The sequence below is a fragment of the Amycolatopsis sp. NBC_00345 genome (assembly GCF_036116635.1).
Lineage (GTDB): Bacteria > Actinomycetota > Actinomycetes > Mycobacteriales > Pseudonocardiaceae > Amycolatopsis.
The window spans coordinates 6203783-6229846 of the sequence record NZ_CP107995.1; the positions used below are offsets into that span (position 1 = coordinate 6203783).

Here is a 26064-nt window from a genome sequence, read left to right on the forward strand (position 1 = left end):
GGAGTGGAGGTGGTTACGGTGACCAAGCGCAAGCCGATCGGCGCGTCCTTCGGATTCTGGGTGGAACGGCAGATCACGACCGCGCAGGAACGCGGCGACTTCGACGACCTGCCCGGCATGGGGAAGCCCCTGCCGAAGCCCACGGGGCGGGACAGCGCCACCGAGTGGGTGCTGCGGCAGTTGAAGGAGGGCGACCTGAGCGCGGTCGACCTGCTGCCGCCGTCGCTCGCCCTGCCGCGGGAAATCCAGGACCTGCCCGCGAAGCTGGCGAAGGTGCGCGCGGAGCGTCGTGTGCGCGAGATCGTCGAAGACCTCAACGACCGCATCCGTGACGCGCACCGCCGCCCGCAGGTCGGGCCGCCGCTGACCGTCGTACCGCTGGATGTCGAGGAGACCGTGGAGGAGTGGCGCGCCGCGCGCGGGTGAGTGGTCGCGGGGACGGTGGGCCGCACGTCGTTGCCGCATCGGCGTCGTCCTCTGTGGACTCAACCTGCCAGCCTCTTACGTGGGTACTCGTCCAGCGTCGCGCCGGAGTCGTCGGCGACGAGCAGAAGGGCAACGATCGGTCCAGCTCGCTCACCATGACGCAGCTGTGATGGAAAGGCATGTTTCTCCTCTGTGGACTGATGGAGCGGCACCTGGGCTCGTGGCCGATTCACCCGTTCCTCATGCCTGCCAACGGTTCTCCAGGACGACCTTGCCCCGGACATGGCCGCCTGCCAGCAGCCGCCGGGCTTCCGCCCCTCTCCCACGCCGTCGCCCATCTGGAACGGCGCGTGGGCGTCCCTGGACCGCACCCTGCGGCAGGTGACGCTGACCGCCGCGGGCGAGGTCTTCCTGGCCGAAAGCCGCGCGATCCTGGCGGCGATGGACACCGCCGTGCGGAAGGCGCACAAAGCCGCCGATCAGCGACGGACACCGTCGCGGTATGGCCCGCTGCCGGCCCTTCCTGCGCTACTCACCGCCAGCGCACAGGGCCCGGACGGTGTGCTCGCCGACGTCGTTTTCACCTACGAGGAGGTCGATGCCCCTTCGAGACGGCACCGCCGACATCGCCCTCATGTGCCGGTCGGCCGCCATCCCCGGTCTGGAGCTGATGGAGCTCGGCCTGGAACAACCGATCGCCCTGCTCCCGGCCGACTACCCTCCGGCCGTCCGCCCGTTCCTGACCCTCGCCGAGGTAGCGGCGCCGCCGGGCTACGAGGCACAACTGCCGAACGAGGCGCTGGACACCATGGTCGACCGCGTCGCGCTCGGACAGCTCGTGGTCGTCGTCCGCGACCGTCTCGGGGGATCCGTACGGGTAGTGCCCGTCCACGGATACCCCGCCCCCCAACTGGTGCTGGCTTGGCTCCCGACCGCGCGTCGGCCGTATCGCACCTCACCGCAACCGCCCACGCCCTGATGGCAGCGCAAGCCGCGACCGCCGGCGCGGGAAGCCCCGGTGGTCAGCCCGCCGCCTGAGCGATCTGGCCGCCTTCACCCCATCAAGCGACTGCCGTTCGATCATGTGTTCGATACTATAGAACCATGAAACCACCCCGCCGGACCACCGAAATCACCCGCCGCCTCGCCCTGTCGCCCACCGAGATAGCCGCCATGACCGCCCTCGCCACAGCACTCGCAAACGACCTACCGGAAACCCAGAAAGCCTTACAGGACGGCGAAATCGACATCGGCGTGGCGGCAGAAATAGCCGCCCTGGCCGGTTACCTGACTCCCCACCAGGCCCACCTGGCCGCCGACGTGATGAACCCCGGCACCCCCGAATGGCGTTGGCTCACACCCACACCCAACGACGCCCCGGCCGCTCCAGGGGCTCCGGCCGTCCCAGCAGCTCCAGCCGCTTCTCCCTAGCCACTCCGCAGCCACGCCGCCACTCCGTGCTCTTCCCGTCACCACGCCCACCGATTCTCCCTAGCCACTCCGCGCCCTTCCTTCACCACACCCACCGTTTCCCCCAACAACTCCACACTCCACGCCGCACCAGCCACGTCCGCCAACAATTCCGCGCTCCTCTCCGCACCAGCCAGTCCCCCAGCAACCGCACTCCTCTCCACACCGCATCAGCCACGCCCCCTTAGCCCGCTCCGCACGCCTTCCCGCAACCCCAGCCACCTCACCCAGCCGCCACCCCCCGACCGCCAACGGCCAGTCACCCATCACCGCAACCGAACGGAGGCCACACCACCACCCCGCACCCCCCGTGCGCCGGAACCAGCTCACCAGAGGTAAGCCGAGCGCTCGTCGTTACGGAACTCGCCCGTCAGACCGTCCGGACCCGGCACGGCACGGCACGGCACGGCACGGCACGGCACGGCACGGCACGTGATTGTCCAAGCCACCCTCCTTCGCGGAACCGTTGGCAGGCTTCGCTTCGGGACCGTCCACGCGTTCAGCGCAGCCTTCGACGACCGATGCACCGCCTGCACGCCACCGAACGGAGGACTTGACTCGCCGATCAGGGTGATCGAGCCCAGTCCGCTCGACCCGTTCACTATGCGCGTGGCCGACGTCGGTCCGTCGAGGAGTAACAGCCCATCGGGCCGTTAGTCGGCGATTCCGGCTACGCTGGGTTGTCCAGGTCCGAATGACGAGGGATGGCCACTGTGATGCGTCGAGTTCGCCGGGCCGCCGCGCTGGTCGCCGCCCTGCTCCTGCTGTTCGGCGAGCCGTGGTCGGTGTTCGTGCTGCTGCCGGGCTGGCCGGTCGCGGGCACTGTCGTCGGCACGGTGGTGTTCGCGGCGGCGATGGCCGGGTTCCCGCTCCTGCTGTTCCGCGGCCACGGCCCGGCGCAGAGCGACGCGGCCGCCCGCGCCGGCGACGTGCTGCTCGGCTCGATCTGGGTGCTGTTCACCTGGAGCGTGCTCGGCCACGTGCTGCGGCTGGTGCTCGCACTGTCCGGTGTGGACGATCCCGCCCGGCCGCGGATCGTCGCGGGCGCGGTGCTCGTCGTGTCGGCGGTCCTTCTCGTGACGGGCAACCGGGTCGCGATGCGCGTGCCGCCGGTGAAGGAAGTCGACGTCGTGATCCCGCGACTCGGCGCCGGCGTCGACGGGCTGCGCGTCGCGGTGATCACCGACACCCACTACGGGCCGATCGACCGCACGAAGTGGTCCGAGCGGCTGGTGGCCGAGCTGAACCGGCTGCAGGCCGACGTCGTCTGCCATGCCGGCGACCTCGCGGACGGCTCGGTTGCCAAGCGCCGCAAGCAGGTCGACCCGCTCGGCGGCGTCCAGGCCCGGCTCGGCCGGTTCTACATCACCGGCAACCACGAGTACTTCGGCGAGGCCCAGGCCTGGCTCGACCACATGACGACCCTCGGCTGGGACACGCTGCACAACCGCAGCACCGTCGTCGAGCGCGACGGCGACGGTGTCCTCTTCGCAGGCATCGACGACCCGACCGGCGCGACCTCCGGACTCCCCGGCCACGGCCCCGACCTGCCCGCCGCGCTAGCCGGCGCGGACCCGGACCTGCCCGTCGTCCTGCTGGCCCACCAGCCGAAGCAGGTGACGCAAGCCAGCGAGGCCGGCGTCGACCTGCAGATCTCGGGCCACACGCACGGTGGCCAGATCTGGCCGTTCCACCTCCTGGTCCGACTGGACCAGCCCACCCTCTCCGGTCTCACCCGCCACGGCGCCCGCACGCAGCTCTACAACAGCCGCGGCTCCGGCTTCTGGGGCCCGCCGTTCCGCGTGTTCGCCCCGAACGAGATCACGCTGCTCACCCTGCGCCGCTCCGCCTGACCCACCCGCCTCCTTCACCCCTGCGCCACACAGTCGGCACGCATGGCCGCCCCGCCAAACCGGCACGCTCGGCCGACCAGTTCTCCCGGCCCGCCCGGTTCTCCCGGCCCGGCCGGTTCTCCCGGCCCGGCCGGTTCTCCCGGCCCGGCCGGTTCTCCCGGCCCGGCCGGTTCTCCCGGCCAACCTGCCTACCCAGCAGGCGCGCGGCGGTCCCGCTCGGCCGGGCTGGCCACCCAGTCCGCCCAGCCCTCGTCAGCCCGCCCAAGCTAACCCGCCCAACCCACTCAGCCCGCCCACTCAACCCGCCCAACCACGTCAGCCCGCCCGGTCCCGCCAACCCGGCCCGTCAGCCCGCCCGCTCGGCGACCCCGCTCAAAGCACCACCCCGCCCCCATCCCCCCACCGACAATTTTTTTAGTCTTGACAACCAGAGAAGTCGGTGCGAGAGTCCCTTCAGAGACCAGGCAACCCACCATCCACTGAGGACAAAGGACCGGACATGACCACCACCGTTTCCGCCGACGGCACTGCCATCGGTTACCGCCGCGTTGGTAGCGGGCCGGCGCTTGTGCTGGTTGACGGGGCGCTTTGCTATCACGGCTCGACGCCCAATGACGCGCTCGCGGCTGAGCTTGCGGGGCGGTTCACGGTCTACACCTACGACCGGCGGGGGCGGGGCGAGAGCGGGGACACCCGGCCCTACGACGTCGAGCGGGAGGTCGAGGACGTCGCGGCAGTGGTGAAGGAAGCGGGCGGCACAGCGGGGCTGTTCGGCATCTCGTCCGGGGCCGCGCTGGTGCTCCAGGCCGCCCACCGCGGGGTGCCGGCCGGGCGGATCGCCGTGTACGAGCCGCCGTTCATCGTTGACCGGATCCGCAAACCCGTGCCGGACGAGTACCCGGCCAGGCTCGAAGGCGCCCTCGACGCGGGCAGACCCGGCGACGCGGTGAAGATCTTCATGACCGCGGGCGTCGGCCTGCCCGCGCCGATGGTCGCGTTGATGCGGCTGATGCCCGCCTGGTCGAAGATGAAGCGCGTCGCGCACACGCTGCCGTACGACACCGCCGTCATGGACGGTCACCAAGCCGGACGGCCGCTCCCCGCCGGTCGCTGGTCGGCGATCATGGCGCCCTCGCTCGTCGTGGACGGCGGCAAGAGCCCGGAGTGGATGCGCAACGGCGTCGCGGCGCTCGCCGCTCAGCTGCCCGGTTCCGAGTACCGGACGCTGCCCGGCCAGACGCACCTCGTGAAGGCCACGGCGCTCGCACCAGTGCTGGCGGAGTTCTTCGCCCGGCCCAGCTCATGAGCCGCCAAGCCAACCTGCCCAACCCACTCAGCCGCCCAAGCCGCTGAGCCGCCCAAGCACTGAGCCGCCCAAGCACTGAGCCAGCCCCAAGCCGCTGAGCCACCCAGCCGCTGAGCCGCCCGAGCACTGAGCCACCTGAGCACTGAGCCACCCAAGCCGCCGAGCCGCCGAGCCGCAAAAGCCCGCAAAACCGCGTTATGAGCCGCCCGCCACTCCGCCTTGCCGCCCCGGGACGGGGTGAGGCAGGCTGCCGGAGTGGTCACGCGAGCTTTGATCTTCGACTTCGACGGCACGCTGGCCGACACCGAAGCCGCCGTGCTGCAGTCGTGGCAGGAGACGTTCCGGAATCACGGCGCGGAGCTGCCGCTGGACGTCTGGCACACCGTCATCGGCACGCAGGACACGGCGTCGACGATGTTGGCGCTGCTGGGCGAACACGTGCCGGACCCCGAGACCCTGCGCCCCGGGATGCGCGCGCGGGTGCTGGAGCTGCTGGAAACCGGGGGACCGCGAGAAGGCGTGCTCGACTACCTCGACGCGGCGGACGCGCGCGGGCTGCGGCTCGGCGTGGCGTCCAGCTCGTCCGGCGCCTGGGTGCACGGCCAGCTCGACCGGCTGGGCCTCGCCGCGCGCTTCGCGTCCGTGGAGACCGGCGACCGTCATGCGGCGAAGCCGCGCCCGGACACCTATCTCGCGGCGCTGGCGACGCTCGGCGTCACGGCCGGCGAAGCCGTCGCGTTCGAGGACTCGCCGCACGGCGTCAGCGCCGCGAAGGCCGCCGGGATCACGACCGTCGCGGTGCCGAACCCGATCACCGCGGACCTGGACTTCGGCCACGCCGACCTGGTCCTGCCGTCGTTCGCCGACCAGCCGCTGGACGACCTGCTCACGGTGCTCGGCCGCGCCGCCGGCTAAAGCAGCTCGACGAGCCGGTCCAGCAACGGCAGCTGACCCTTCAGGAGCTTCTCCCGGGCCGCGGCCAGCCCGAACCACTCGACCCGGTCCATCTCGGGAAACTCCTGTTGACGGCCGGAACGCGGCGGCCACTCCATCTCGAACGTCCCCGGCACCACCGCCGCCGGGTCCAGGTCCCCCTCGACGGCCCAGGCCGTGACGACCTTCCCGCCCGACTGCTTGACGTCCCCGAGCGGCCGGTACTCACCGCCCGGAGCCGGCAGGCCCAGTTCCTCGGTGAACTCGCGGCGCGCCGCGGCCTCCGGCTCCTCGTCCGGCTCCAGCTCGCCCTTCGGCAGCGACCACGCGGCCGCGTCCTTCTTCGCCCAGAACGGGCCGCCCATGTGCCCGAGCAGCACCTCGACCTCGTGGTCCTGACGGCGGAAAAGCAACAGCCCGGCGCTGCGTTTGGCAACCATCGGCCCAGTCTGCCGGGCCGCACCGGACGGGCCGGAAGGCGGTGGGAAAAAAGTTCCGGACGGGTGTCGATCCGCTCCTGGGCCGTTCGACGCATCGGTGAAAGCACCGGAGAACGGCCTTACGGAAGGACCCTCGTCATGAGCAGCACCACCGCACAGACCACCACCGCACAGACCACCGCCGGCCAGACCGCCCAAGCCGCCGGGCCGCAGACCACCGCGGCCCGCACCCAGACCGACTACCGGACCACCGCGGCCCATACCCAGGCCGACGACAACCGGACCGCCGCAACCCACACCGATCACCAGACGGCCGAGCCCACCCGAACCACCACCCGAAGCACCCGAAGCACCCAAGGCATCCGCAGCAAACTCACCGCCACCGTCCGAGACCACGCCCGCCCCGGCGTACTGGCCGCCTTCCGCGTCGTGGTCTCGTTCCTGTTCCTCTGCCACGGTCTCCAGGGCTTCGGGCTGCTCGGCGGGATCGACGGGGCCGGGATGGCCGTGCCGTTCGGGCAGTGGCCGGGGTGGTGGGCCGGCCTGATCGAGGTCGTCGGGGCGCTGTTCGTGCTGGCCGGGTTCGCGACGCGGCCCGCGGCGGTGCTGCTGTCCGGCACGATGGCGTACGCCTACTTCACCGTGCACGCGCCGACGGGTCTGCTGCCGTTGCACAACATGGGCGAGCCCGCGGCGCTGTACTCGTGGATCTTCCTGCTGATCGCGGTGTTCGGGCCGGGCTCGTTCGCGCTCGGGCGCAAGCGCGGGGTTCAGTGACCCGGCTGCGCCGCGGCAAGGTCGTTGCGGTCCATCACGTGCTCCATGAGGATCGTCAGCACCTGCTTGGTGGAGTCCCGCTCCCGCGCGTCGCACAGCAGGAGCGGGACTTCCTCGCTGAGGTCGAGCGCCGCGCGCACCTCCTCGGTGCCGTAGCGGTACGCGCCGTCGAAGCAGTTGACGCCGACGACGAACGGCAGGCCGCGGCGTTCGAAGAAGTCCACGGCCGCGAAGCACGACTCGAGCCGCCGCGTGTCGGCGAGCACGACGGCGCCGAGCGCGCCCTCGGCCAGCTCGTCCCACATGAACCAGAACCGGTCCTGCCCCGGCGTGCCGAACAGGTACAGGATCAGCTCGGGGTTGATCGTGATCCGGCCGAAGTCGAGCGCGACGGTGGTCGTGGTCTTCTGCTCGACGCCGGCGAGGTCGTCGACGCCCTCCGAAGCGGTGGTGATCACCTCTTCGGTGCGCAGCGGCGGTATCTCGCTGACCGAGCCGACCATCGTGGTCTTGCCGACCCCGAAGCCGCCGGCGACGAGGACCTTGACCGCCGTCGCAGTCAGGGTCCGCCGGGCCTCAGAGTTTCCGGATGCCATCAAGAACCGCCTGGAGTACGTGGTTGCTGGGGGCTTCGCTCGCCGGCGCCGCGGTACGGAACAGCACCAGGTTCTGCTCGATCAGGTCGCTCAGCAGCACCTTCACCACGGGCAGCGGCAGGTCGACGCGAGCGGCCACCTCCGCGACGGAAGTGGGCTTCTGGCACAGAGTCAGGATGCGCGCGTACTCCGGCTCGCTCACGCCGGACTCCCGCGCCGTACGCAGTGCGACGACCAGCGTGATCAGGTCCAGCGCGAGTGTGCCGGACCGCGTGCGCCCGCCCGTCACCGCGTAGGACCGGACCAATGGGCCGGCCTCGTCCTCGTACCAGGACTCGTGCCGTGCGCTCATGGCGACGTCCGCTGGACCACCCCGGCCCTCGGCGCCGCGGTCAGGACCGCCCCCACCCGCTTGACCATCAGGTTCATCTCGTACGCGACCAGGCCCATGTCGGCGTCCTCGCTCGCCAGCAGGGCGAGGCAGGCGCCACGCCCGGCGGCGGTGACGAACAGGAAGGCGTGATCCATCTCGACCATGGTCTGGCGGACGTTGCCGCCGCCGAAGTGCCGCCCGGTGCCGCGGGCCAGGCTCTGGAACGCCGACGCCACCGCGGAAAGGTGCTCAGCGTCCTCTTCGGACAGTGTGCCGGACCGGCCGATCAGCAGACCGTCCGAAGAGAGGACCACCGCCCGATCGGCACCGGTGACCCGCTTGACGAGGTCGTCGAGCAGCCAGTCGAGCTCGTTCACGCCGTTGTTGGCCATTACTCGCGATCTCCGTGCCTGTTGTCGAAGTTGCCGGATCCGGCACCCGCCGCCCGGGCGCGCCGGGTGCCCTGCTGGAACGCCGCCAGCCGGTCGCGGGCGACCTCCGCCGAGTCCTCGCGGGCTTCTTCCCGCTCCGGTCCGGGCCGGTCCGCCCGCAGCTGCGGGACGAGGTTCTGCTGACGACGGCGCTGCGGCAGCGGCGGCCGCCCGGGCGCCTCGGGCCGGCGCGGCTGCTGCGGCCTGCCGTTCTCGGGCGCGGGCCGCGGTTCGTGCGCCGGCCACGCGGGCTGCGGCGGGCGCGGCGGTCGGGCGGGCGGCTGCGGTTCCGGCGACAGCGACGGCGACGGCGGGATGACGGCGACCGGCGCGACCGGCTCCGCCAGCGCAGCCCGGTGACGCGAGCGGCGCCCGATCCGCGCGACGTCCTCGACGGCCACCGGCTGATCCGCGGCAGGCGCCTCGGCGTCCGCGGAATCCGGCGTCACCTCACTGAGCGGGGCGAGCAGGTCGGTCCGCACCAGGACGATCGCCCGGGTGCCGCCGTACGCGGACTCGCGCAGGTGCACGGAGATCCCGTGCCGCGACGCCAGCCGCGCGACCACGAACAGGCCGAGGCGGGGCTCGTCGGACAACGCCATGATGCCGAAGTCGGGCGGGTCGGCGAGCATCTGGTTGAGCTCGTCGGCCACCTCGTTCTCCAGGCCGAGGCCCTGGTCCTCGACCTCGATGACCACGCCCTTGCCGACCACGTTGCCGCGCAGCTCCACGCGTGACTCGGGCGGGGAGAACGACGTCGCGTTGTCGATCAGCTCCGCGAGCAGGTGCACGAGGTCGCCCACGACCGTGCCGCGCACGGCGATCGACGGCAGCGTGGCCGTCTTCACCCGCGCGAAGTCCTCGGTCTCGGCCGCGGCGCCGCGGACCAGCTCGGCGAGCCCGACCGGGTGCCGCCACTGACGGCCCGGCTGGCCGCCGCCGAGGATGATCAGGTTCTCGGCGTTACGGCGCGCGCGGGTGGAGAGGTGGTCGAGCTGGAACAGCGTGTCCAGCTGGTCCGGGTCCTCCTGCTTGCGCTCGGCCTGGTCGAGCACCTTCAGCTGCCGGTGCACGATGACCTGGCTGCGGTGGGCGATGTTGAGGAACACCGCCTTGGTGCCCTCCCTGGTCTTGGCCTCCTCGACGGCGGCCGCGATGGCGGCCGACTGCGCCTTGTTGAAGGCCTCGGCGACCTGGCCGATCTCGTCGGTGCCGTGGTCGAGGAAGTGGCCGCCCGCTTCGAGGTCCACCGGCCGTCCGGCGCGGACGTGCTCCACCAGCTCGGGCAGCCGCACCTCGGCCGCGTCGAGGGTGTCCTCCCGCAGCCGCGCGAGCCGCGCGATGAACCGCCGCGACAACCGCAGGGCGATGAGCACGACCGCGATCGCGAGGAGGATCGCGACGACGCCCGCGATGATCGAGTCGACCAGCGTGCGGCCGGCGTCGCTGATGGCCGCGTTGGTGGCGTTGGCGCTCTGCGTGACGAAGAGCGTCATCATCGTGGTCGCCACCTGGTGGGCGGCGGTGCGCCACTGCTCCTGCGAAACGGGCAGCTGCTTGTTCGCCCCGCCGGCCAGGAACGCCGCCTCGACCTGGTTGACGGTCTTCCACTCGGGGCTCGCGACGAGCTTGTCGTAGCTCGCGCGCACCTCCGGGATCATCTGCGGCACGGACTGTTCGAGCTGGGCGTGGTACGCGCCGACCTCGCCGAGGTACGCGCGCAGCTCATCGCCGCCGAGGCCGCCGGCCGCGAGCCCCGCCGCGGACAGGGCGTCGCTGCGCTGCATCTCCTCGGCGGCGTTGAAGATCGGGATGGCGGACAGCCGCGCGAACGCGTTCTCCGCGCCGCTGGCGGCCTGGGCCAGGCCGGCGACGCCCTGGGTGAACTGGTCGATGATCTGGTTGTAGAAGGTGAACGCCTGCAGCAGCGGGACCTGGCCGGCGTCGACCTGCTGGCGGAGCTGGTGGATTTTCGCGTACAGCGCGGCGAACGTCGTGATGTTCTGCTTCACGCTCGCGGGCACCGTGCTGTCGTCGGCGAAGTTGTCCTGCAGCACCGCGCTGATCCGGCCGGCCGCGTCGTCGGTCTTCGGCCGCGTGGCGAGCAGCGCCGTCCTCGCCGCACCCTGCCCGGCGATGACGCTCATCGTGAGCTGGCGCTCCTGCTCCGCGGCGACGATGAACGGGATGCCCGGACCTTCGGAGCTGCGGATCTTGTTGGCGTAGTCACGCGCCTTCACCGCGTCGGTGATGAGGTAGCCCGCCAGCGCGACGCCGACGAGCAACAGAGCGACGCTCGGAATCAGGGCGATCGCGAGCACGCGTGATCGAATCGACGATCCGCGGTTCCGTCGAACAGAATTCTGCTTCACCGTGGCCCGTATTCCTTCCGGCAGTACCTGCTGTCCGGGTCGCCCCGGGGCTTTCTCACCCGGTTCCGACCAGCCGGATCAACTCACCGTGGTCCGCATCGCCCGCGACGACGGTATGAGGCCCCGAGAAGCACGTCAAGTCCGGGCGCGAATCACGAGCGGCACCGTGTGATTGACTCACAACCCCGTGCGGGGCTTCGGAAATCGACCACGGCAGAAGTGACGCCAATCCCACATCGCGCGGTCCGGACGGCAGTGCCGGAGTGACCTGCGGCGCACTGCCGGGCGTGAGAAGTCTACGTACACCAACATTGAAACGGTTCGGTGAGATCCGTCACGGACTTCCGGACGCTCGGTGATGATCGCCTTACCGGCGGCCTTGCCCACCCACGTCGTGAGAAAAGGGTGAAATTGCCGACACCCGCCACGAAATCGCCGCTTCAGACTGCCGGATTGCCACTTTTCAGCGCCGAACGCCGTTCGGATGCGGGCGGTCCGGGTGGGGCATCCGCAGCCTCGGGTAGCCGGACCCGGCCGGCTCTGGCCCTGGTTCGCCGTGGCCGGGCCCGTGCCCGTGCTCACGTTTGCCGCCGCGCCGGACGAGGTCGCGCAGCATCTCCCGGCACGCCCAGGCGAGCACCGCGACCGAGCAGGCGAGCACGGCGACCAGCACCGCCTCCACCGGGTAGCGCACGAGGACCTCGCCGAATTCGGCGAGCAGGAATCCGAGAACCACGCCGGCCAGAAGCGTGACGAGATAGGAAATCGGTACCTCACGACCCCGTTCCTCAGCCATCACCGTCCCCCTTCAGCCGGTTTTCCCGCACCACGATTTCGGTTTCCGCGCGGGCCGGGATCTTGCTCCGGCAGGGTCACGACCAGCGGGAAGCAGGTGGCGATCATAACCGGCGGAACCGGGAAAGCACCCCTGCCGCTCACCCGAAGGGGCGATGCGTAGATCAATTCCGCGGCCCGGTCCGGCCATTGTCGCGAATTTCGTTCGGCTTAGATTCCTGCCGCGACGCGATCCTCACAGACACGCGCGGCGGGCGTCACGCCGGGAACTCCTCGGCGAGGGTGTTCCAGAACATCAGCTCGTACCCCTGGAACAGCCGGGCGTACGTCCGCGCGCGGTCCGCGTCGAGCCGGCCGGCGTCGAGGCCCGCCTGGATCGCCGCGAGGGCCTGGTCCTCGATCCCCGGCGCGTCGGCGGCGAAGAAATCGAAGAACGCGCACGCGTCGTCGTCGAAGCCGTAGTGCTCGCGCATGCCCGCGGCGATCGAGCCGCAATACCGGCCCCACGCGGCGAAGTTCGCGAAGATGGCGACAGCGACTTCGGCCGATTCGCCGTTCAGCGCCAGCCACGCGAAGTAGGCCGGGTACGCCTGGCAACCCACGCGCGGCAGCTCGGTGCCGGGGTCCGCGCCCGCGGCCGCCACGAGCGCGTCGAGCTTGCCCAGCGCGAGCTGCTCCCCCGGCGCGAGCCCGCCGAAGAACTCGCGCGCCCGCGGCTCGTCCGCGCGCGCCGCCAGCTCGTGGAAGCTGCGCCAGTCACTGCGCACGATCCACTTCTCCTCGGCGGCGATCGCGGCGAACACCGCCCGCGCCGCCCGGCCTGTGGCCACCAGCGGCACCAGCCGGTTGTCGGCGTCACGGGGCGCCAGCTCCGCTTGGATCGCGTGGAGCAGCTCGCGGGCGGGGCTGGTCATGGACACTCCTCCGAGTCCGGGGCAAGCCTCCATTCAATCAGGCCGGTCGTGTCCGCACGGTGGGTAAATGACCGTTCCGCCCGGTTGAAGGCCAGGTCCACGCCGGTGCCGAAGGTGGCCGCGAATCTCTATCCACACCGGCCGGGAGCCCCTACAGTGACGTCACCAGGCACCAGCGAGGAGGTCAGCGTTGACCACGCCCAAGTCAGCGGCCGAGCAGACCGAAGGCCAGACGATCCCCAGTCTGCTGTTCCGCAACGCCACCGAGTACGGCGACCACCCGGCGGTCACCTCACTCGATCTCGAAGGCCACCCGACGCTGACCTGGAGCGAATACCGCACCGCGATCGCCGAGGTGTCGCGCGGCCTGGCCGGGCTCGGGCTCGGCCCCCGCGACCGGATGCTGATCATGGCGCCCGGCAGCCCGGACCACCTCGTCGCCGACCTCGCCGCCGTGCACCTCGGCGCCATCCCGTGCACCGCGTACGCGACGCTCAGCCCGGACCAGATCCGTTACGTGGCAAGGCACAGCGCCGCCCCGGTGGTCGTGCTCGCGGGCGAAGGCGAGCTCACGCGCTGGCTGCCGGTGCTCGACGACCTGCCCGCGCTGCGCCACCTCGTGGTGCTGGACGCCGGGGCGATCCCGGCCGGAGACAAGCGGTTCACCTCGTTCGCCGACGTGCGCGAGGCGGGCCGCGCCGCGATCGCCGCCGACCCGGACGTCTTCGAGAACTCGTGGCCGTCCATCCAGCCGGACGACCCGCTGGCGATGATCTACACCTCCGGCACCACCGGCGACCCGAAGGGCGTGGTGCTCTCCCACCGCAACGCCCTCCACGAGGGCTACGCCGTACAGCAGCTGCACAACGCTCCGATGCACCTCACCAACATCGCGTACCTGCCGCTCGCGCACATCGCCGAGCGCGAGATATCGGTGTACCTGCCGATCATGTGGGTGGGCCACGTGCACACCCTCGCCGACCCGTCGGCCGTCGTCACGGCACTCGGCCAGGTGCGCCCGCAGAACTTCTTCGGCGTGCCGCGAGTCTGGGAGAAGATGGTGGCCGGGCTGAAGAACATGCTCGGCGGCGTCCCCGAGGACCGGCGTGAGGCCCTCCTCGCCGCGAACGCGCTGTTGCAGGAGGGGTACAAGCTCCGCAGCGCGGGCCAGGAGGTCCCGGCCGAGCTGGCCGAGCGCATCGCGAAGACCGACGAAACCGTGCTGGCCCCCGTCCGCGCGCTGCTCGGCCTCGACCGGCTGATCGTCCCCGGCAGCGGGGCGGCCGCGCTGCCGGTGGAGGTGCTCTACTTCCTCGCCGGGCTGGGCGTCGAGATCCAGGAGGTCTGGGGCCTGTCCGAAACGACCGGCGCGGCGACGTCGAACAGTGCGGCCGCGTTCCGCGCGGGCACCGTCGGGAAGCCGATCGACGGCGTCGAGGTGAAAGTGGCCGAAGACGGCGAGCTGCTCGTGCGCGGGCCCATCGTGTTCCTCGGCTACCTGCAGGCGGACGGCTCGATCGAGAAGGCGACCGACGACGAGGGCTGGTTCGCCACCGGCGACATCGGCACCTTCGACGAAGACGGCTACGTCAAGATCACCGACCGCAAGAAGGAACTGATCATCACCTCGAGCGGCAAGAACATCGCGCCGACGCACATCGAGGGCCTGCTGAAGGAACACCCGCTGATCGGCCAGGCGGTCGCGATCGGCGACGACCGGCCGTACGTCACCGCGCTGATCGTGCTCGACGACGAGATCGCGCCCGGCTGGGCCGCGGCGAACGGCGTCGAGGCCACCGACACGCTGGAAGCGCTGGCGGTGCACGAAAAGGTGCGCGCGGAGATCGAGCGCGCCGTGGAATCGGCCAACAGCCGGCTGGCGCGCGTCGAGCAGATCAAGCGCTACCACGTGATCACCCGCGTCTGGACGCCCGAGTCCGGCGAGCTGACCCCGACGCTCAAGCTCAAGCGGCGCGTGATCAACGACCGTTACGGCGACGCCATCGCCGGGCTGTACACCGGCCGCCCGTCACCGGCGCCCGAGCCGGCCGCGGGCGCCTGAGCCACTGTCCAAGTCCGTCAAGGCCTCCTTACCCGCGTAGGACGCGGGTAAGGAGGCCTTGACGGAACGCGCCGCTAAGCGATGCGGCTGGAAGTTTCCGTCCACTTGCGCAGGCGCGGCGGGACGCGCTTCTCCAGGCCGTAGTTCTCCAGGTGCGCGCTGAACACCTCGTCGAACGCCTTCTGCACCGTCTCGGTGTCCCACACCGGGCGTTCGAGGATCGGCTGCTTGAGGTACGGCTGGCCCATCACGTGCAGCTGCGGGCCGTTGCACCGGATCATCTGGCCGGTGATCCCGTGTGAGCCCCCGCCGAGCAGGAACAGCACCACCGGCGCGATCTTCGACGGCGTGCGGTCCGGCGGGCACGCCCGCAGCGCGCGCTCCGACTTCCACACCATCCGCGTGTGCGCCACCGGGCACACGGCGTTGACGCGGATGCCCGCCTCCTCCAGGTCGAGCGCCCAGGAGTAGGTGAGCGACGCGACCGCGCCCTTGCTCGCCGCGTAAACGCCGAGCTTGCGCTGGCCCAGCGAAGCGCCGGAGGAGATGTTCACGATCGACCCGCCGGTGCCGCCCGCGACCATGGCCTTGATCGCGGCGAGCCCGGTGTACATCACCCCGAGGACGTTGACTTCGACCAGCTCCCTGGCCTGCTCGACGTCGTCCTCCCACGGGAGTGCCTCGTAGTTCAGCCCCGCGTTGTTGACCAGCCCGTCGATCCGGCCGAACGCCCGCACGCACTCGTCCACGATCGCCTGCGCCTGTGCCGGGTCGGCCACGCTGTGCCCGCTGGCCACCGCCCGGCCGCCGTACGCGCGGATGTTCTCCGCCGTCCGCTCGGCCAGCTCCACGTCGACGTCGTTGACCACCACGGCGCCGCCCGCGCGCGCCACGTGCACGGCGAACGCTTCGCCGAGCCCCCGGCCGGCGCCGGTCACGACCACCGCCTTGTCCTGCATCAGCCCGTCCATAACCTCTCCCCACTGCATGCACCGGCGGGCGAGGGGCCGCACCGCCGGGCTCCTCACCAGTCTTGGGCCATTCGGCGCAGCGAACAGGGCGACGGCGGCGAACGGTGCCAGGCCTGCGCCGAGCGAGTGATAGTCGATCAGCCCACCGGTACCTCCCGACGGGTCAGTACCACCGGAAGACGCGGTCCACCCGGCGTAGCCCGATCGGCTCAACAGCCGACGACATCCCCGTTCCCGGTCCGCCTCCGCGTAATCAGCGGCATACTGGCTGTCGTCCCCGGTGCCTCAACCTGTGACGCGCTGACCGGCGCTGTCACGGCGCAGGCAGAATGCGGGAACGCCACGTTCACCCGACCGGGGAGGGGGGAATGGTCACCCCGTGACGACCCACGCCAGTCCGCCGCTGACCGCGCCACTGCGGAACGTCGAATACCGCGTTCTGTGGGCGGCCGAGGCCATCTCGAGCGCGGGCGACCAGCTGGCGAAGGTGGCGCTGTCCATCCTCGTCTACAACCGCACCGGCTCGGCGCTCTGGGCCGCGGTGGTCTACGCCCTCACCTTCCTGCCCGCGCTGGCGGGCGGGCTCGGGCTGTCCTTCCTGGCCGACCGCTACCCGCGGCGAGCGGTGCTGGCCTCGAGCGCGGCGGTGCAGGCGGTGCTCGTGGGACTGATGAGCATCCCGGGGATGCCGCTCGGCGTGCTGTGCGGGCTGCTCATCGTGGTGCAGCTGACCGCTTCGCCCGCCAACGCGGCGCAGAACGCGATCACGCGCGAGGTGTTCGACGACGACGAGCTGTACCTGCGCAGCCAGGACCTGCGCGGGATCACCACCAACACGGTGCAGCTGCTGGGCCTGGCGGGCGGCGGGCTGCTGGTGACCGCGGTCGGCTCGTCGTGGGCACTGGCGATCGACGCGGTGAGCTTCGCCGCGGCCGCGGCCATCGTCCGGGTCTGGGTGCGCGACCGGCCCGCGGCGGGCGGGGAGCAGACGACCTGGTTCGGCGCGACGCGGTGGGTGTTCGGGCAGCGAAGGCTGCGGGTGCTGATCGCGCTGTCCTGGCTGGTCGGGCTCGCGGTGGTGCCGGAAGGTCTCGCCGCGCCGCTGGCCCATCAGATGGGCGCGCCGTCCGCGGCCGTCGGCTGGCTGCTCGCCGCCGACCCGCTCGGCTTCGTGGTGGGGGCCTACCTGCTGTCCAAATTCGCCTCGGCGCCGACGCGGCAGCGGCTGCTCGGGGTGCTGGCGACCTTGTCACTGGCTCTGCTCGCACTGTTCCTGCTGCGGCCGAACCTGCCGGTCGCGCTGGTGCTGCTGGCACTGGCGGGCGCCATGGGGGCGTACATCATCACGGTCACCGCCACCTTCTCCACGTGGGTGCCGAACGAGCTGCGCGGCGGCGCCGGCGGGCTGTACCGCACGGGGCTGCGCGTCGCGCAAGGTATCGGCGTCGCGATCGGCGGGGTGGTCGCACAGGCGACCGGGTCCGCGATCACCGCCATCGCACTCGCCGGACTGGCCGGCGTCGCGCTGGCGATTCCCACCGCGCTCTCCTGGACCCGGGTCCGGCACGCGGTCGCCACCGACACCGGGCTCTGAGTCATGGCCGGATCACTGCCGCCGGCCCGGCGGAAGACGTCCGGCACTCGAAGCCGGACCGAAGTGTTTTCACGCCTCACGGTCACGCACGGAATTCACCTCCGCTCACAATGTCACGGAACAAGCACGGCAAGGTTCAGCTCAGGCTTCACGGTCCGACATCGTTCGGCACCTCCTCGTGACTGCAATTCGGGCGGAAAAGGGGCGGGAACGATTCAGGCCTCACGGTCCGACATCAGGAAAACACCTCCTGTCGAGCACCGCGGGGGTGCGGAAGGGACCGGTGCCGCAATTCGCATTCAAGATTCACCAGCCGTCGGGGGAAGGCGCCTCCGGGGGCTGGAGGCACTCGAGTGGGCGGAACACGAATTCTGTCCTCAGGGAGGACTCGCTGCCGGGAAGTCGGTGAGTGCGATGATACCGGTAACGGTTAACACCACCACAGCGGGAACCATCACACACCCACGACCCGAGAGACCGGAGGAGGCCGAGCCCGATGCCCGAGAACGGACACGCGCGCGGTGAACCGACGGACTCCACAGACGGGGTACCCGAAACGGTCCATGATCACTCACCGCTGAACCAGAATTCTTCGCGTGATGCACAAACCGCGACCGAACGATCGCAGGGTGTCGGCGGCCGGCTGCGCGAGCTGATTTCCGCGAATCCGGTGCCCTCGTGGGATCTGTGGACGAAGCCGCGTCCGATGATCATTTTCCTGCTTTCCTGGGAAGCGGTCGCGGTCGCGCTGCTGACGTTCGCGATCGTCACCACCGGCCAGACGATGCTCGTCGACTGGGCGCGGTTCGGCATCCTCGCCGCGTGCGCCACAGTGCACATCCAGCTCACCCGGCGGCAGGAAGAGCGGCGGCGCAACCGGGTCACGGCCGTCCACATCGACCTGTCCGGCATCTGGGTCTTCCCCGGCGCGCTGCTGCTGCCGATCCACCTGACCCTGCTGCTGATCGTCATCGTCCGGACCCAGCGGTGGTTCAACTCGCGACGGCCGCCGCACAAGTTCGTCTTCACTTCCCTCACCCACGCGGTTTCGGCCTGGGTGGCCCACGAGCTCTACCAGACCTTCGCGTCGGCGGAGGTGGCCCGGCTCAGCCCGGCGAACTCGCTGCAGGTCTTCGGCATCCTGATGCTCGTCGGCTTCTGTTACGCCGCACTGCAGGCGATCGTCATCGGCAGCCTGCTCGCGCTGGGCGGCACCTCGGCGCCGACGCTGAGCAACGTACTGGGCACCAAGGACGACAACCTGCTGGAGCTCTCGACGATCGGGCTCGGCACGATCGCCACCATCCTGCTCGTGGAAATCCCGCCGGCGATCGTGATCCTGGTGCTGATCACCGTGCTCGGCAACCGGCTGGCGGAAATCAACCAACTGCAGTCGGAGGCGCGGACGGACCCGAAGACGGGGATCTTCAACGTGCGCGGCTGGTCCGAGTCGGCCGAGCGCGCGCTGGCCCGCTCCGTGCGCGGCGGCGAAATGCTGGCGCTGCTGATGATCGACCTCGACCATTTCAAGTGGATCAACGACACCTACGGTCACCCGGCCGGCGACGACGTGCTGCGCACCGTCGCCCAGACACTCGACGAAATCACCCGCCCCAAGGACATCATCGGCCGGTTCGGCGGCGAGGAGTTCCTGATCCTGCTGCCGGACGTCGACGAGACGGCGGCGAAGGTGACGGCCGAGCGCATCCGCGTCGCGCTCGCCGAACAGCAGATCGTGAGCACCGACAAACGCGGCGGCCGGGCCAGGATCAGCGACCGCACCGCGTCGATCGGGGTGGCGCTGCTCGGGCCGAACGGGACCACTGTGGAGCAACTGCTGCACGCCGCGGACGCCGCCGTTTACGCGGCTAAGGAGGGCGGCCGCAACCAAGTGCGGTTCGCCGACGCGGACCAGTCCTTCACCGAGGGCCAGCCCTTCACCGATAGCTGAGCGCCCCTGTTTCCGGCCTTCTCGTTTCCTGCTCTCCGTTTGCCCGAGCACAAAACCCGATTAATCGCGTTCGGCTCCGGCCCGGCGGGAACGGCGGTGCGAATTCGCTTTCCGCCGGGTTTCCCGAGCGGTAATTCATCGACGCCCGAAATAAGCGGTATGTTCGGCGCCGTCGTCATCGGGGGTTATCCCCCGCCCGTGCCGGGGGCTGTCACCGTGCCGTCCCCACCGGAGGACTGGCACCCTGGGGGCATGCCAGCCACCGACGACCGCGCCCCGGCCGCCGCACGCCCACGACGTCGCTGGTCGACGTCGGGGTGGCTGCTGCTCGTCCTCTTCATCGTGTTCGCCTTCGGGCTGATCGCCTCGCGCCCGGCGTCGCCGCCGGACCAGGGACCGCCGACGGGTGACGTGCTGGCGGCGCAGAACGCCATCGAGGCGCTGGTGCACCCCGGCCCGCAGCCGAGCGCGCTGGCCTTGCTGCCCAAGGATTTCACCACCGTGATGGGGGTGCGGCCGGGCGTGCTGACGGCGCGCGACGGGACCGTGCGGGCCGTGCACGTCGACGGCGGCTGTTCCGCGCCGTGGGGTGACGACAACACGAAGTGGGACTACTCCGTGCCGTGCAAGGCGCACGACCTCGGCTACGACCTGCTGCGCTACGCCGACAAGAAGGGCCACCCGCTGGACCAGCCGGCCCGCGCGTCGCTCGACGCCCAGCTGTCGAAGGACATGCACCACACCTGCACGCTGAACCCGATGGATTCGCCGCGCACCTGCCAGCTCGTCGCGACGCTGTACTCGGCCGGGCTGGTGGTGAACTCGTGGCACCAGCGCTGGGGCCCGCCGGTGGGCGACCCGATCGGCGCGATGGTGGCGGGCGTGCTGGTGATCGGCGCGCTGCTGGTGCTCCGGCTGCGCGCCTGGCCGGCGGCGCGGCGGACCCGGCCCGCGGTTCGCCGGACCGGCCCGCCGACGCGGTGGGCCCTGCTCGGCGCGGGCGGCGCGGCGCTGCTGATGCTCGGCGAGTCCGTGACCGCGCTCGCCGACTGGGCGGGCGCGCCGGAGCAGGCGCTGTGGCCGTTGACCTGGCTCGCGCAGCTGACCCCGCTGCTGTTCTTCGCCGGCGGCCACGCCAACGAGGCGGGCTGGCAGGCCGAACGCGACCGCGGCTACCGGCACTACCTCGCCGAGCGCGCGAGCCCGTTGCTGCGGCCCGCGCTGATCTTCGCCGTGGTGGCGCTGCTGGTGCCGCTGGCGCTCGAACTGCTCGGCATCCCGGCGGGCACCAACGCCACGGTCATGCGGATCGCGCTGCACCCGTTGTGGCTGCTGGGCGTGTACCTGCTGATGATCGTCTGCGCGCCGGCGCTGCTGGCGCTGTACCGCCGGGCGCGTCTGGCGTCGGTGCTCACGCTGCTGGCCCTGGTCGTCGCCGGCGAGCTGACGGCGACCTGGTCGGGCTCGCAACTGCCGCGTTACGGCGCGACCCTCGCGCTGGCGCTGCTGGCCCAGCAGCTGGCCTTCGCGCACGCTGACGGCGTTCGGCCGTCCCGGCGAGTGCTGGCCATGGCGGCGGCAGTCGGTGTCGGCGGGCTTGCGGTGGCGAGTTTCACGCTGGGCGCCTCGCCGACCCTGCTGGGCAGCCCCGGCGCGCCCGCGGCCCTGTCCGCCGCGCCGTGGGAAGTGCTGCTGCTGGGCGTCGCGCAACTGGGCCTGGCCGGGCTGTTCGCGACGCCGCTGCGGCGCTGGGCGGCGCGGCCCGCGATCCGGCGGGCGGCGGGGCTGGTGCTGCGCGCGCCGATGAGCCTGTACCTGGCGTTCCTGGCGGCGATGCTGCTGCTCGTCGCCGTGGTGTACCTGCCGGGCCCGATCGCCGACGACCTCAGCTGGCTGATCCGGCCGCGGACCGCGATGGCCGTCGCGCTGCTCGCGGTGCCCGCCCTCGCGGTGTTCTGGTGGTTCGAGCGCCACCCGGGCGCGGCGGCCGACAACGACGCCGAGCCACCGGTCCGCGTCCGCACCGGCCCCGGCTGGCACGCGGTGCTGCTGACCAGGGCCGCCGCGGTGATCGGCATCGGCTACGCGACGGCCGGCGTGTTCGGCCTCGCGCTGGCCCGCTTCGGCGACGTCGCCGCGGACGCCGACCTGCTCGGCCTCCGCTTCGACCCGGTGCAGAGCCTGGTCCACCTCCTGCTCGGCGTGCTGCTGCTGCACACGGTCCGGACCGGCGCCACGACGGCGGCGAGCACCTGGCTGGCCTGCGCGCTCGGCTGCATCCCCGCGCTGGTGGCCGCCTCGGACGGTGAGCCCTCGGGCGCCGCCACGGTCGTCCTGCATGCCGGGACGGCGGTGTTCGCCCTGGTCGCCGCCGCATCGTGCCTGGTACCGGCCCGGCGGGCGGCCGGCGCGACGCCGGGCTGAGCCGGACACTCCGGGTACGACCGGCATTCCGCCGGTCAGGCGAACCCGCCGCGAATGGCGGAACATGGGTGGTGCACGCCACACGAAGAAGGGGATGTGTAAACCTACGACAACCACGTCCCGGCACCATGCGTCTTCAAGACCGGGACCGCAGTACTGACGAGAAGGAGCCGACGCGTGGATCACCCGCCTCGGAACGGGCAAGGCGACCGCCGCCCCGCCCGCCCCTGGCAGGACACGCCAGGGCGTGGACCGGCCCGTCGCGTCCCGCCTCCAGGGCGCGCGCCCCGCGAAAACGCCGAGTACGGCGCCCCCCGGGAGCCCCGCGACCCGCGTAAGGCCCCGCCTCGCCGCCCCGGCCCGCCGCCGCCGAACCGCCGTCCGGCCCAGCGGGCCCGCCGCAACTCCTTCCGCAGCGCCAAGATCGTCCTCGCCGTGGTGTCACTGCTGGTCATGGGCCTCACCGGGTACGCGTGGGCCTCGTTCCAGGGCCTGGTCAACGGCCTGAACTACTCCGACGTGATCGACCCGAAGTCCGGCGGCGACCAGCCCGCCGACGGCGCCCGCGACATCCTCATGGTCGGCCTCGACAGCCGGACCGACGCGCAGGGCAACCCGCTCTCCCAGGAACTGCTCGACCAGCTGCAGGCGGGCGAGTCCGACGGCGAGCTGAACACCGACTCGCTGATCTTCGTGCACATCCCGAACGACGGCAGCAAGGCCGTCGCCATCTCACTGCCGCGCGACTCGTACGTGGACATCCCCGGCGGCTACGGCAAGCACAAGATCAACTCCGCGTACGCCCGCGCGATGCTCCAGGCCCGCAAGGACCTGCAGAAACAGGGCGTGACGGACCCCAAGGAGCTCGACGTCAAGGCCAACCAGGCCGGCGCGAAGGAGCTGATCTCCACCGTCGAGGCGCTCACCGGGTCCACGATCGACAACTACGCGGCGATCAACCTGCTCGGCTTCAGCGACATCACGCAGGCCATCGGCGGCGTCGACGTCTGCCTGAACGACAACGTGGACGACTCCTACTCCGGCGCGAAGTTCACCAAGGGCGTGCACACCATCTCCGGCGTGCAGGCGCTCGAATTCGTCCGGCAGCGCCACGGCCTGCCCCGCGGCGACCTCGACCGCGTGGTGCGCCAGCAGGTGTTCATGGCCGGCATGGCGCGCAAGGTGCTCTCGGCCGGCACCCTGACCGACCCGACGAAGCTGAACGCGCTGATCGACGCCATCAAGAAGTCCGTGGTGCTCAACCAGAACTGGGACATCTTCGGCTTCGCCGAGCAGATGAAGGGCCTCACCGGCGGCCAGCTCGAGTTCCGCACCATCCCGGTGGAGAACGTCGACTACCAGACGCCGAGCGACGGCTCCGCGATCCAGGTGGACCCGGCCGCGGTCCGGGCGTTCGTCCAGGGAGTGGCCCCGCAGCAGGGCCAGCAGCCGCCGCCCGCCGCCGACAGCGCGAACAAGGCGACCACCGTCGACGTCCGCAACTCCTCGGGCCGCACCGGCCTGGCGGCGAGCGTCTCCAAGCAGCTCGCCGGCAAGGGCTTCACCGCGGGCGACACGGCGAACGGGACCTCGCGCAAGACCACCGTGATCTGGGTGCCGAAGGGCGGGAAGGCCGCCGGGCAGGCGGTCGCCGACGCGCTGGGCACGAAGGCCACGGTCCAGGAGGACAAGAGCGTCGCCGCCGGCCACGTGATGATCTTCCTCGGCTCGGACTACTCCCCGTCCGACTCGGCCTCCGGCGGCTCGAACGCGGCCGGCGCCTCGTCCTCGGCCGGCGCCCCGTCCACCCCCGCCGCCCCACCTGCGGGGAACTCGGACGACAAGCCGATCACCGCCGACGGCGTCCCCTGCGTCAACTGACCTGTTCAGGCCAGCTCGGTACTCCGTTCGGAGCAGCTGACGAAATCGTCACCAAAGACTTCGGCCAAACCGCGTAAGGGAAAGCGCACTGCCCACTTTCATACACGTGAGAAGCGCACGCGTTCGCAGTAACGACAGCGGATACGACGCGGTGGAACGTGATCAGGGCAGGGGACGAGGAGTGGTGATCGACGTTGAGCACTACCAGCGGATACTCGGGGACGAGATCCGCAAGCTCAGGCGCGGGCGAGGCTGGACCCGCAAGGAGCTGAACCGGCATCTGCAGAGCGAAATCTCCCTGCAGACGCTGGCGACGTACGAGCTGGGCACCCGACAGTGTTCCGTGGTGCGCCTGGTGGAGCTGTGCGTCGCCATGGACGAGCTTCCCCAGGACCTGCTGGCGAAGGTGCACAGACGCGTATTCGTAGAAGAGCCCGGCCGTGTCCGGGTCGACCTGCACCGGGTGATCGCGGAGGCCGCCCCGGAGCTGCTGCCGCTGCGCCGCTGGGCGGAGGACCGCCTCCGCCAGGCCGCCGACCCGGGCCCGGACTCGAGTTCGGCGGAGGTTTCGCTGGACCTCGCGGCCCTCGAACGCATGGCGGAACTCTGCGACTTGCCGACCGTCGAGCTGATCACCCACCTCCGCAAGCTCAGTCCCGGCTGAGGGCTCGGCCCCGTTCGAGGGCCGCTGCTCGACCCGGTTGAGGACCGTGGGCTCGGCCGAACCTGAGCCTGACCCCGTCCGGCACGAGGGGGACTTTCGCGTCGTCGAGGGCCGCGAAGTCTCCTTCGCCGCCGGGGTTCCCAGGTCCCCGGTGCAGGCGCTCGCCGTTCCCGCTCCGCCACGGAGACCGCCGCTCACCTGAAAAGTTCCCGCTTCACCACCGGCAACGCCGAGTGGTCGCCGAAACGCGCCCGAAGGCCGCGCGCGTTTCGCCCACCGTCGGACCGCCGGGCCCACCATGACCGCTCGGCGGCGCGAACGTCCCCCTCGCGCCGCCGAGCACCGGGCCTCAGCGCCTCAGCTCTCTCAGTCGAGCAGTTCGTAGTCCCCGCGGCGGAGGGTGCGGGTGTCGAGCCAGTAGCGCCAGGTGAAGCCGGGCCAGATGGTCCGGTTGACGCCCTTCGCGTCGAGGTACCAGCTCTTGCAGCCGCCCTGGGTCCAGATGCCCTTGGCGAGCTTGCGCTGGATGCCGGCGTTGAAGCGTTCCTGCGCCTCCGGCCGCGGGTCGATCGCCCGGCCGCGCGCCAGGCGCAGGGCCTGCGCGATGTACGAGATCTGCGCCTCGATCATGAACACCACTGAGTTGTGGCCGAGGCCGGTGTTCGGGCCGAGCAGCAGGAACAGGTTCGGGAAGCCGTTCACCGTGATGCCGAGGTGCGTGCGCATGCCCTCGGCCTCCCACTCCTTCCCGAGGTTGCGCCCATCGCGGCCGACGATCTCCAGGTTGCCGAACGCGTCGATGACGTGGAAGCCCGTGCCGTAGACGATGGCGTCGACCTCGTGCTCCACGCCGGCCGCGTCGACAACGCTGTGCTCGCGGACTTCGGCGACGCCGTCGGTGACCACGTCGACGTTGTCCCTGGCCAGCGCCGGGTAGTAGTCGTTCGAGATGAGCACGCGCTTGCAGCCCATGGTGTAGTCCGGCGTCAGCTTGGCGCGCAGGGCCGGGTCCCCGACCGCCTTGTTGATGTTGCGCTTCGCGAGCCGCTGGCCGATCTTCATCACCCACTGCTGCCCGTTGAAGCCGATCGCGCGGGCTTCCAGCGCCCAGTAGATGAAGTTCCGGTACGCGCGCTGGGCCAGTGGCAGCGTCTTGAACAGTCCGCGCAGCCAGCCGGCCATGTCGTGGTCGGACTTGGGCATGATCCACGGCGGCGTCCGCTGGAACAGCGTCAGCGACTCCACCTGCGGCGCGATCTTCGGCACGAACTGCACCGCGCTCGCGCCCGTGCCGACCACGGCGACGCGCTGGCCCGCGAAGTCGTAGTCGTGCTCCCACTCCGCGGAGTGGAACGCGCGGCCGGCGAACTTCTCGATGCCCGGCAGGTCCGGGATCTGCGGCCGGTGCAGCGCGCCGACGCCCATCGTCAGCGCCTCGGCCACGAACTCGTCGCCGCTCTGGGTGGTGACGTGCCAGCGGTTCTCGTCGGCGTCCCAGCGCGCGCCGATCATCTCCTGGCCGAAGCTGATGAAGCGGCGGAGGTCGTGCTTGTCGGCGACGTCGCGCATGTAGCGCCAGATCTCCGGCTGCGGCGAATACGCCCGCGACCAGCCGGGGTTCTGTTCGAAGGAGAACGAGTACATGTGCGACGGGATGTCGCACGCGCAGCCGGGGTAACTGTTGTCGCGCCAGGTGCCGCCGACGTCGTGCGCCTTCTCCAGGATCACGAAGTCGTCGCGCCCGTCCTTGCGCAGCTGGATGGCCATGCCGAGCCCGGAGAATCCGGTCCCGACGACGATCACCCCGGTCTCGGTGCGCTTGCCCATCGGT

22 protein-coding genes are annotated in these 26064 nt (G+C 71.0%); 13 read left to right on the forward strand and 9 right to left on the reverse strand.

Annotated elements, in window-relative coordinates; all coding sequences use genetic code 11:
• The first annotated feature begins 18 nt into the window (after positions 1–18).
• From OG943_RS27615 to OG943_RS27640, 6 genes are all read left to right on the forward strand, one after another.
• Positions 19–426 (forward strand): J-domain-containing protein, encoded by a 408-nt coding sequence (locus OG943_RS27615; RefSeq protein WP_328603843.1) that lies wholly within the window; start codon positions 19–21, stop codon positions 424–426.
• Positions 427–1024: 598 nt separating this feature from the next.
• Positions 1025–1405, forward strand: coding sequence for a hypothetical protein (locus OG943_RS27620; RefSeq protein ID WP_328603844.1), 381 nt, complete (start codon positions 1025–1027; stop codon positions 1403–1405).
• Positions 1406–1530: 125 nt separating this feature from the next.
• Positions 1531–1857 (forward strand): DUF222 domain-containing protein, encoded by a 327-nt coding sequence (locus tag OG943_RS27625; RefSeq protein WP_328603845.1) that lies wholly within the window; start codon positions 1531–1533, stop codon positions 1855–1857.
• Between the two features lie 755 nt (positions 1858–2612).
• On the forward strand, positions 2613–3749 hold the full coding sequence (locus tag OG943_RS27630; RefSeq protein WP_328603846.1) for a metallophosphoesterase: 1137 nt from the start codon (positions 2613–2615) through the stop codon (positions 3747–3749).
• Positions 3750–4248: 499 nt separating this feature from the next.
• Positions 4249–5055 carry an alpha/beta fold hydrolase gene (locus OG943_RS27635; RefSeq protein ID WP_328603847.1) on the forward strand — a complete coding sequence of 269 codons (807 nt, stop codon included), beginning with the start codon at positions 4249–4251 and terminating at the stop codon, positions 5053–5055.
• 255 nt (positions 5056–5310) lie between these two features.
• Positions 5311–5970, forward strand: coding sequence for an HAD family hydrolase (locus OG943_RS27640; RefSeq protein ID WP_328603848.1), 660 nt, complete (start codon positions 5311–5313; stop codon positions 5968–5970).
• On the opposite strand, the gene OG943_RS27645 is transcribed toward OG943_RS27640, so the two are convergent.
• On the reverse strand, positions 5967–6428 hold the full coding sequence (locus OG943_RS27645) for an NUDIX domain-containing protein (protein WP_328603849.1): 462 nt from the start codon (positions 6426–6428) through the stop codon (positions 5967–5969). The two genes, OG943_RS27640 and OG943_RS27645, sit on opposite strands and share 4 nt — an antisense overlap.
• Positions 6429–6788: 360 nt before the next feature.
• On the opposite strand from OG943_RS27645, the gene OG943_RS27650 reads away from it, so the two are divergent.
• Positions 6789–7205 (forward strand): DoxX family protein, encoded by a 417-nt coding sequence (locus OG943_RS27650; protein ID WP_328612157.1) that lies wholly within the window; start codon positions 6789–6791, stop codon positions 7203–7205.
• On the opposite strand, the gene OG943_RS27655 is transcribed toward OG943_RS27650, so the two are convergent.
• The 6 genes from OG943_RS27655 to OG943_RS27680 form a co-directional block, all read right to left on the reverse strand.
• On the reverse strand, positions 7199–7801 hold the full coding sequence (locus tag OG943_RS27655; RefSeq protein ID WP_328603850.1) for a GTP-binding protein: 603 nt from the start codon (positions 7799–7801) through the stop codon (positions 7199–7201). The genes OG943_RS27650 and OG943_RS27655 overlap by 7 nt on opposite strands.
• Entirely contained in the window at positions 7782–8153 is a 372-nt protein-coding gene (locus tag OG943_RS27660) for a DUF742 domain-containing protein (protein WP_328603851.1), read from the reverse strand. The genes OG943_RS27655 and OG943_RS27660 overlap by 20 nt, the downstream gene beginning before the upstream one ends.
• Entirely contained in the window at positions 8150–8566 is a 417-nt protein-coding gene (locus OG943_RS27665; RefSeq protein WP_328603852.1) for a roadblock/LC7 domain-containing protein, read from the reverse strand. The genes OG943_RS27660 and OG943_RS27665 overlap by 4 nt, the downstream gene beginning before the upstream one ends.
• Entirely contained in the window at positions 8566–10926 is a 2361-nt protein-coding gene (locus tag OG943_RS27670) for a sensor histidine kinase (protein ID WP_328603853.1), read from the reverse strand. Before OG943_RS27670 ends, OG943_RS27665 begins: the two co-directional genes overlap by 1 nt.
• A gap of 514 nt (positions 10927–11440) precedes the next feature.
• Positions 11441–11773, reverse strand: coding sequence for a hypothetical protein (locus OG943_RS27675; RefSeq protein WP_328603854.1), 333 nt, complete (start codon positions 11771–11773; stop codon positions 11441–11443).
• Between the two features lie 256 nt (positions 11774–12029).
• The gene (locus OG943_RS27680; RefSeq protein WP_328603855.1) at positions 12030–12686 is read right to left on the reverse strand and encodes a transcriptional regulator; all 657 of its coding nucleotides are present in this window, start codon (positions 12684–12686) and stop codon (positions 12030–12032) included.
• Between the two features lie 190 nt (positions 12687–12876).
• Here OG943_RS27680 and OG943_RS27685 point away from each other — a divergent pair, with 190 nt between their 5' ends.
• Entirely contained in the window at positions 12877–14748 is a 1872-nt protein-coding gene (locus tag OG943_RS27685) for an AMP-dependent synthetase/ligase (RefSeq protein WP_328603856.1), read from the forward strand.
• A gap of 74 nt (positions 14749–14822) precedes the next feature.
• On the opposite strand, the gene OG943_RS27690 is transcribed toward OG943_RS27685, so the two are convergent.
• The gene (locus OG943_RS27690; protein ID WP_328603857.1) at positions 14823–15719 is read right to left on the reverse strand and encodes an SDR family NAD(P)-dependent oxidoreductase; all 897 of its coding nucleotides are present in this window, start codon (positions 15717–15719) and stop codon (positions 14823–14825) included.
• A gap of 379 nt (positions 15720–16098) precedes the next feature.
• Here OG943_RS27690 and OG943_RS27695 point away from each other — a divergent pair, with 379 nt between their 5' ends.
• From OG943_RS27695 to OG943_RS27715, 5 genes are all read left to right on the forward strand, one after another.
• Positions 16099–17313 carry an MFS transporter gene (locus tag OG943_RS27695; protein ID WP_328603858.1) on the forward strand — a complete coding sequence of 405 codons (1215 nt, stop codon included), beginning with the start codon at positions 16099–16101 and terminating at the stop codon, positions 17311–17313.
• Between the two features lie 706 nt (positions 17314–18019).
• On the forward strand, positions 18020–19264 hold the full coding sequence (locus OG943_RS27700) for a GGDEF domain-containing protein (RefSeq protein WP_328603859.1): 1245 nt from the start codon (positions 18020–18022) through the stop codon (positions 19262–19264).
• 252 nt (positions 19265–19516) lie between these two features.
• Positions 19517–21688, forward strand: a complete 2172-nt coding sequence (locus OG943_RS27705; RefSeq protein WP_328603860.1) for a phospholipase A2 — start codon at positions 19517–19519, stop codon at positions 21686–21688.
• Between the two features lie 177 nt (positions 21689–21865).
• Positions 21866–23569, forward strand: coding sequence for an LCP family protein (locus tag OG943_RS27710; protein ID WP_442874568.1), 1704 nt, complete (start codon positions 21866–21868; stop codon positions 23567–23569).
• A 181-nt stretch (positions 23570–23750) separates the two neighbouring features.
• On the forward strand, positions 23751–24233 hold the full coding sequence (locus tag OG943_RS27715; RefSeq protein WP_328603861.1) for a helix-turn-helix domain-containing protein: 483 nt from the start codon (positions 23751–23753) through the stop codon (positions 24231–24233).
• Between the two features lie 366 nt (positions 24234–24599).
• On the opposite strand, the gene OG943_RS27720 is transcribed toward OG943_RS27715, so the two are convergent.
• Complete coding sequence (locus tag OG943_RS27720) at positions 24600–26060, reverse strand: flavin-containing monooxygenase (RefSeq protein WP_328603862.1); 1461 nt, start codon at positions 26058–26060, stop codon at positions 24600–24602.
• Positions 26061–26064: the final 4 nt, after the last annotated feature.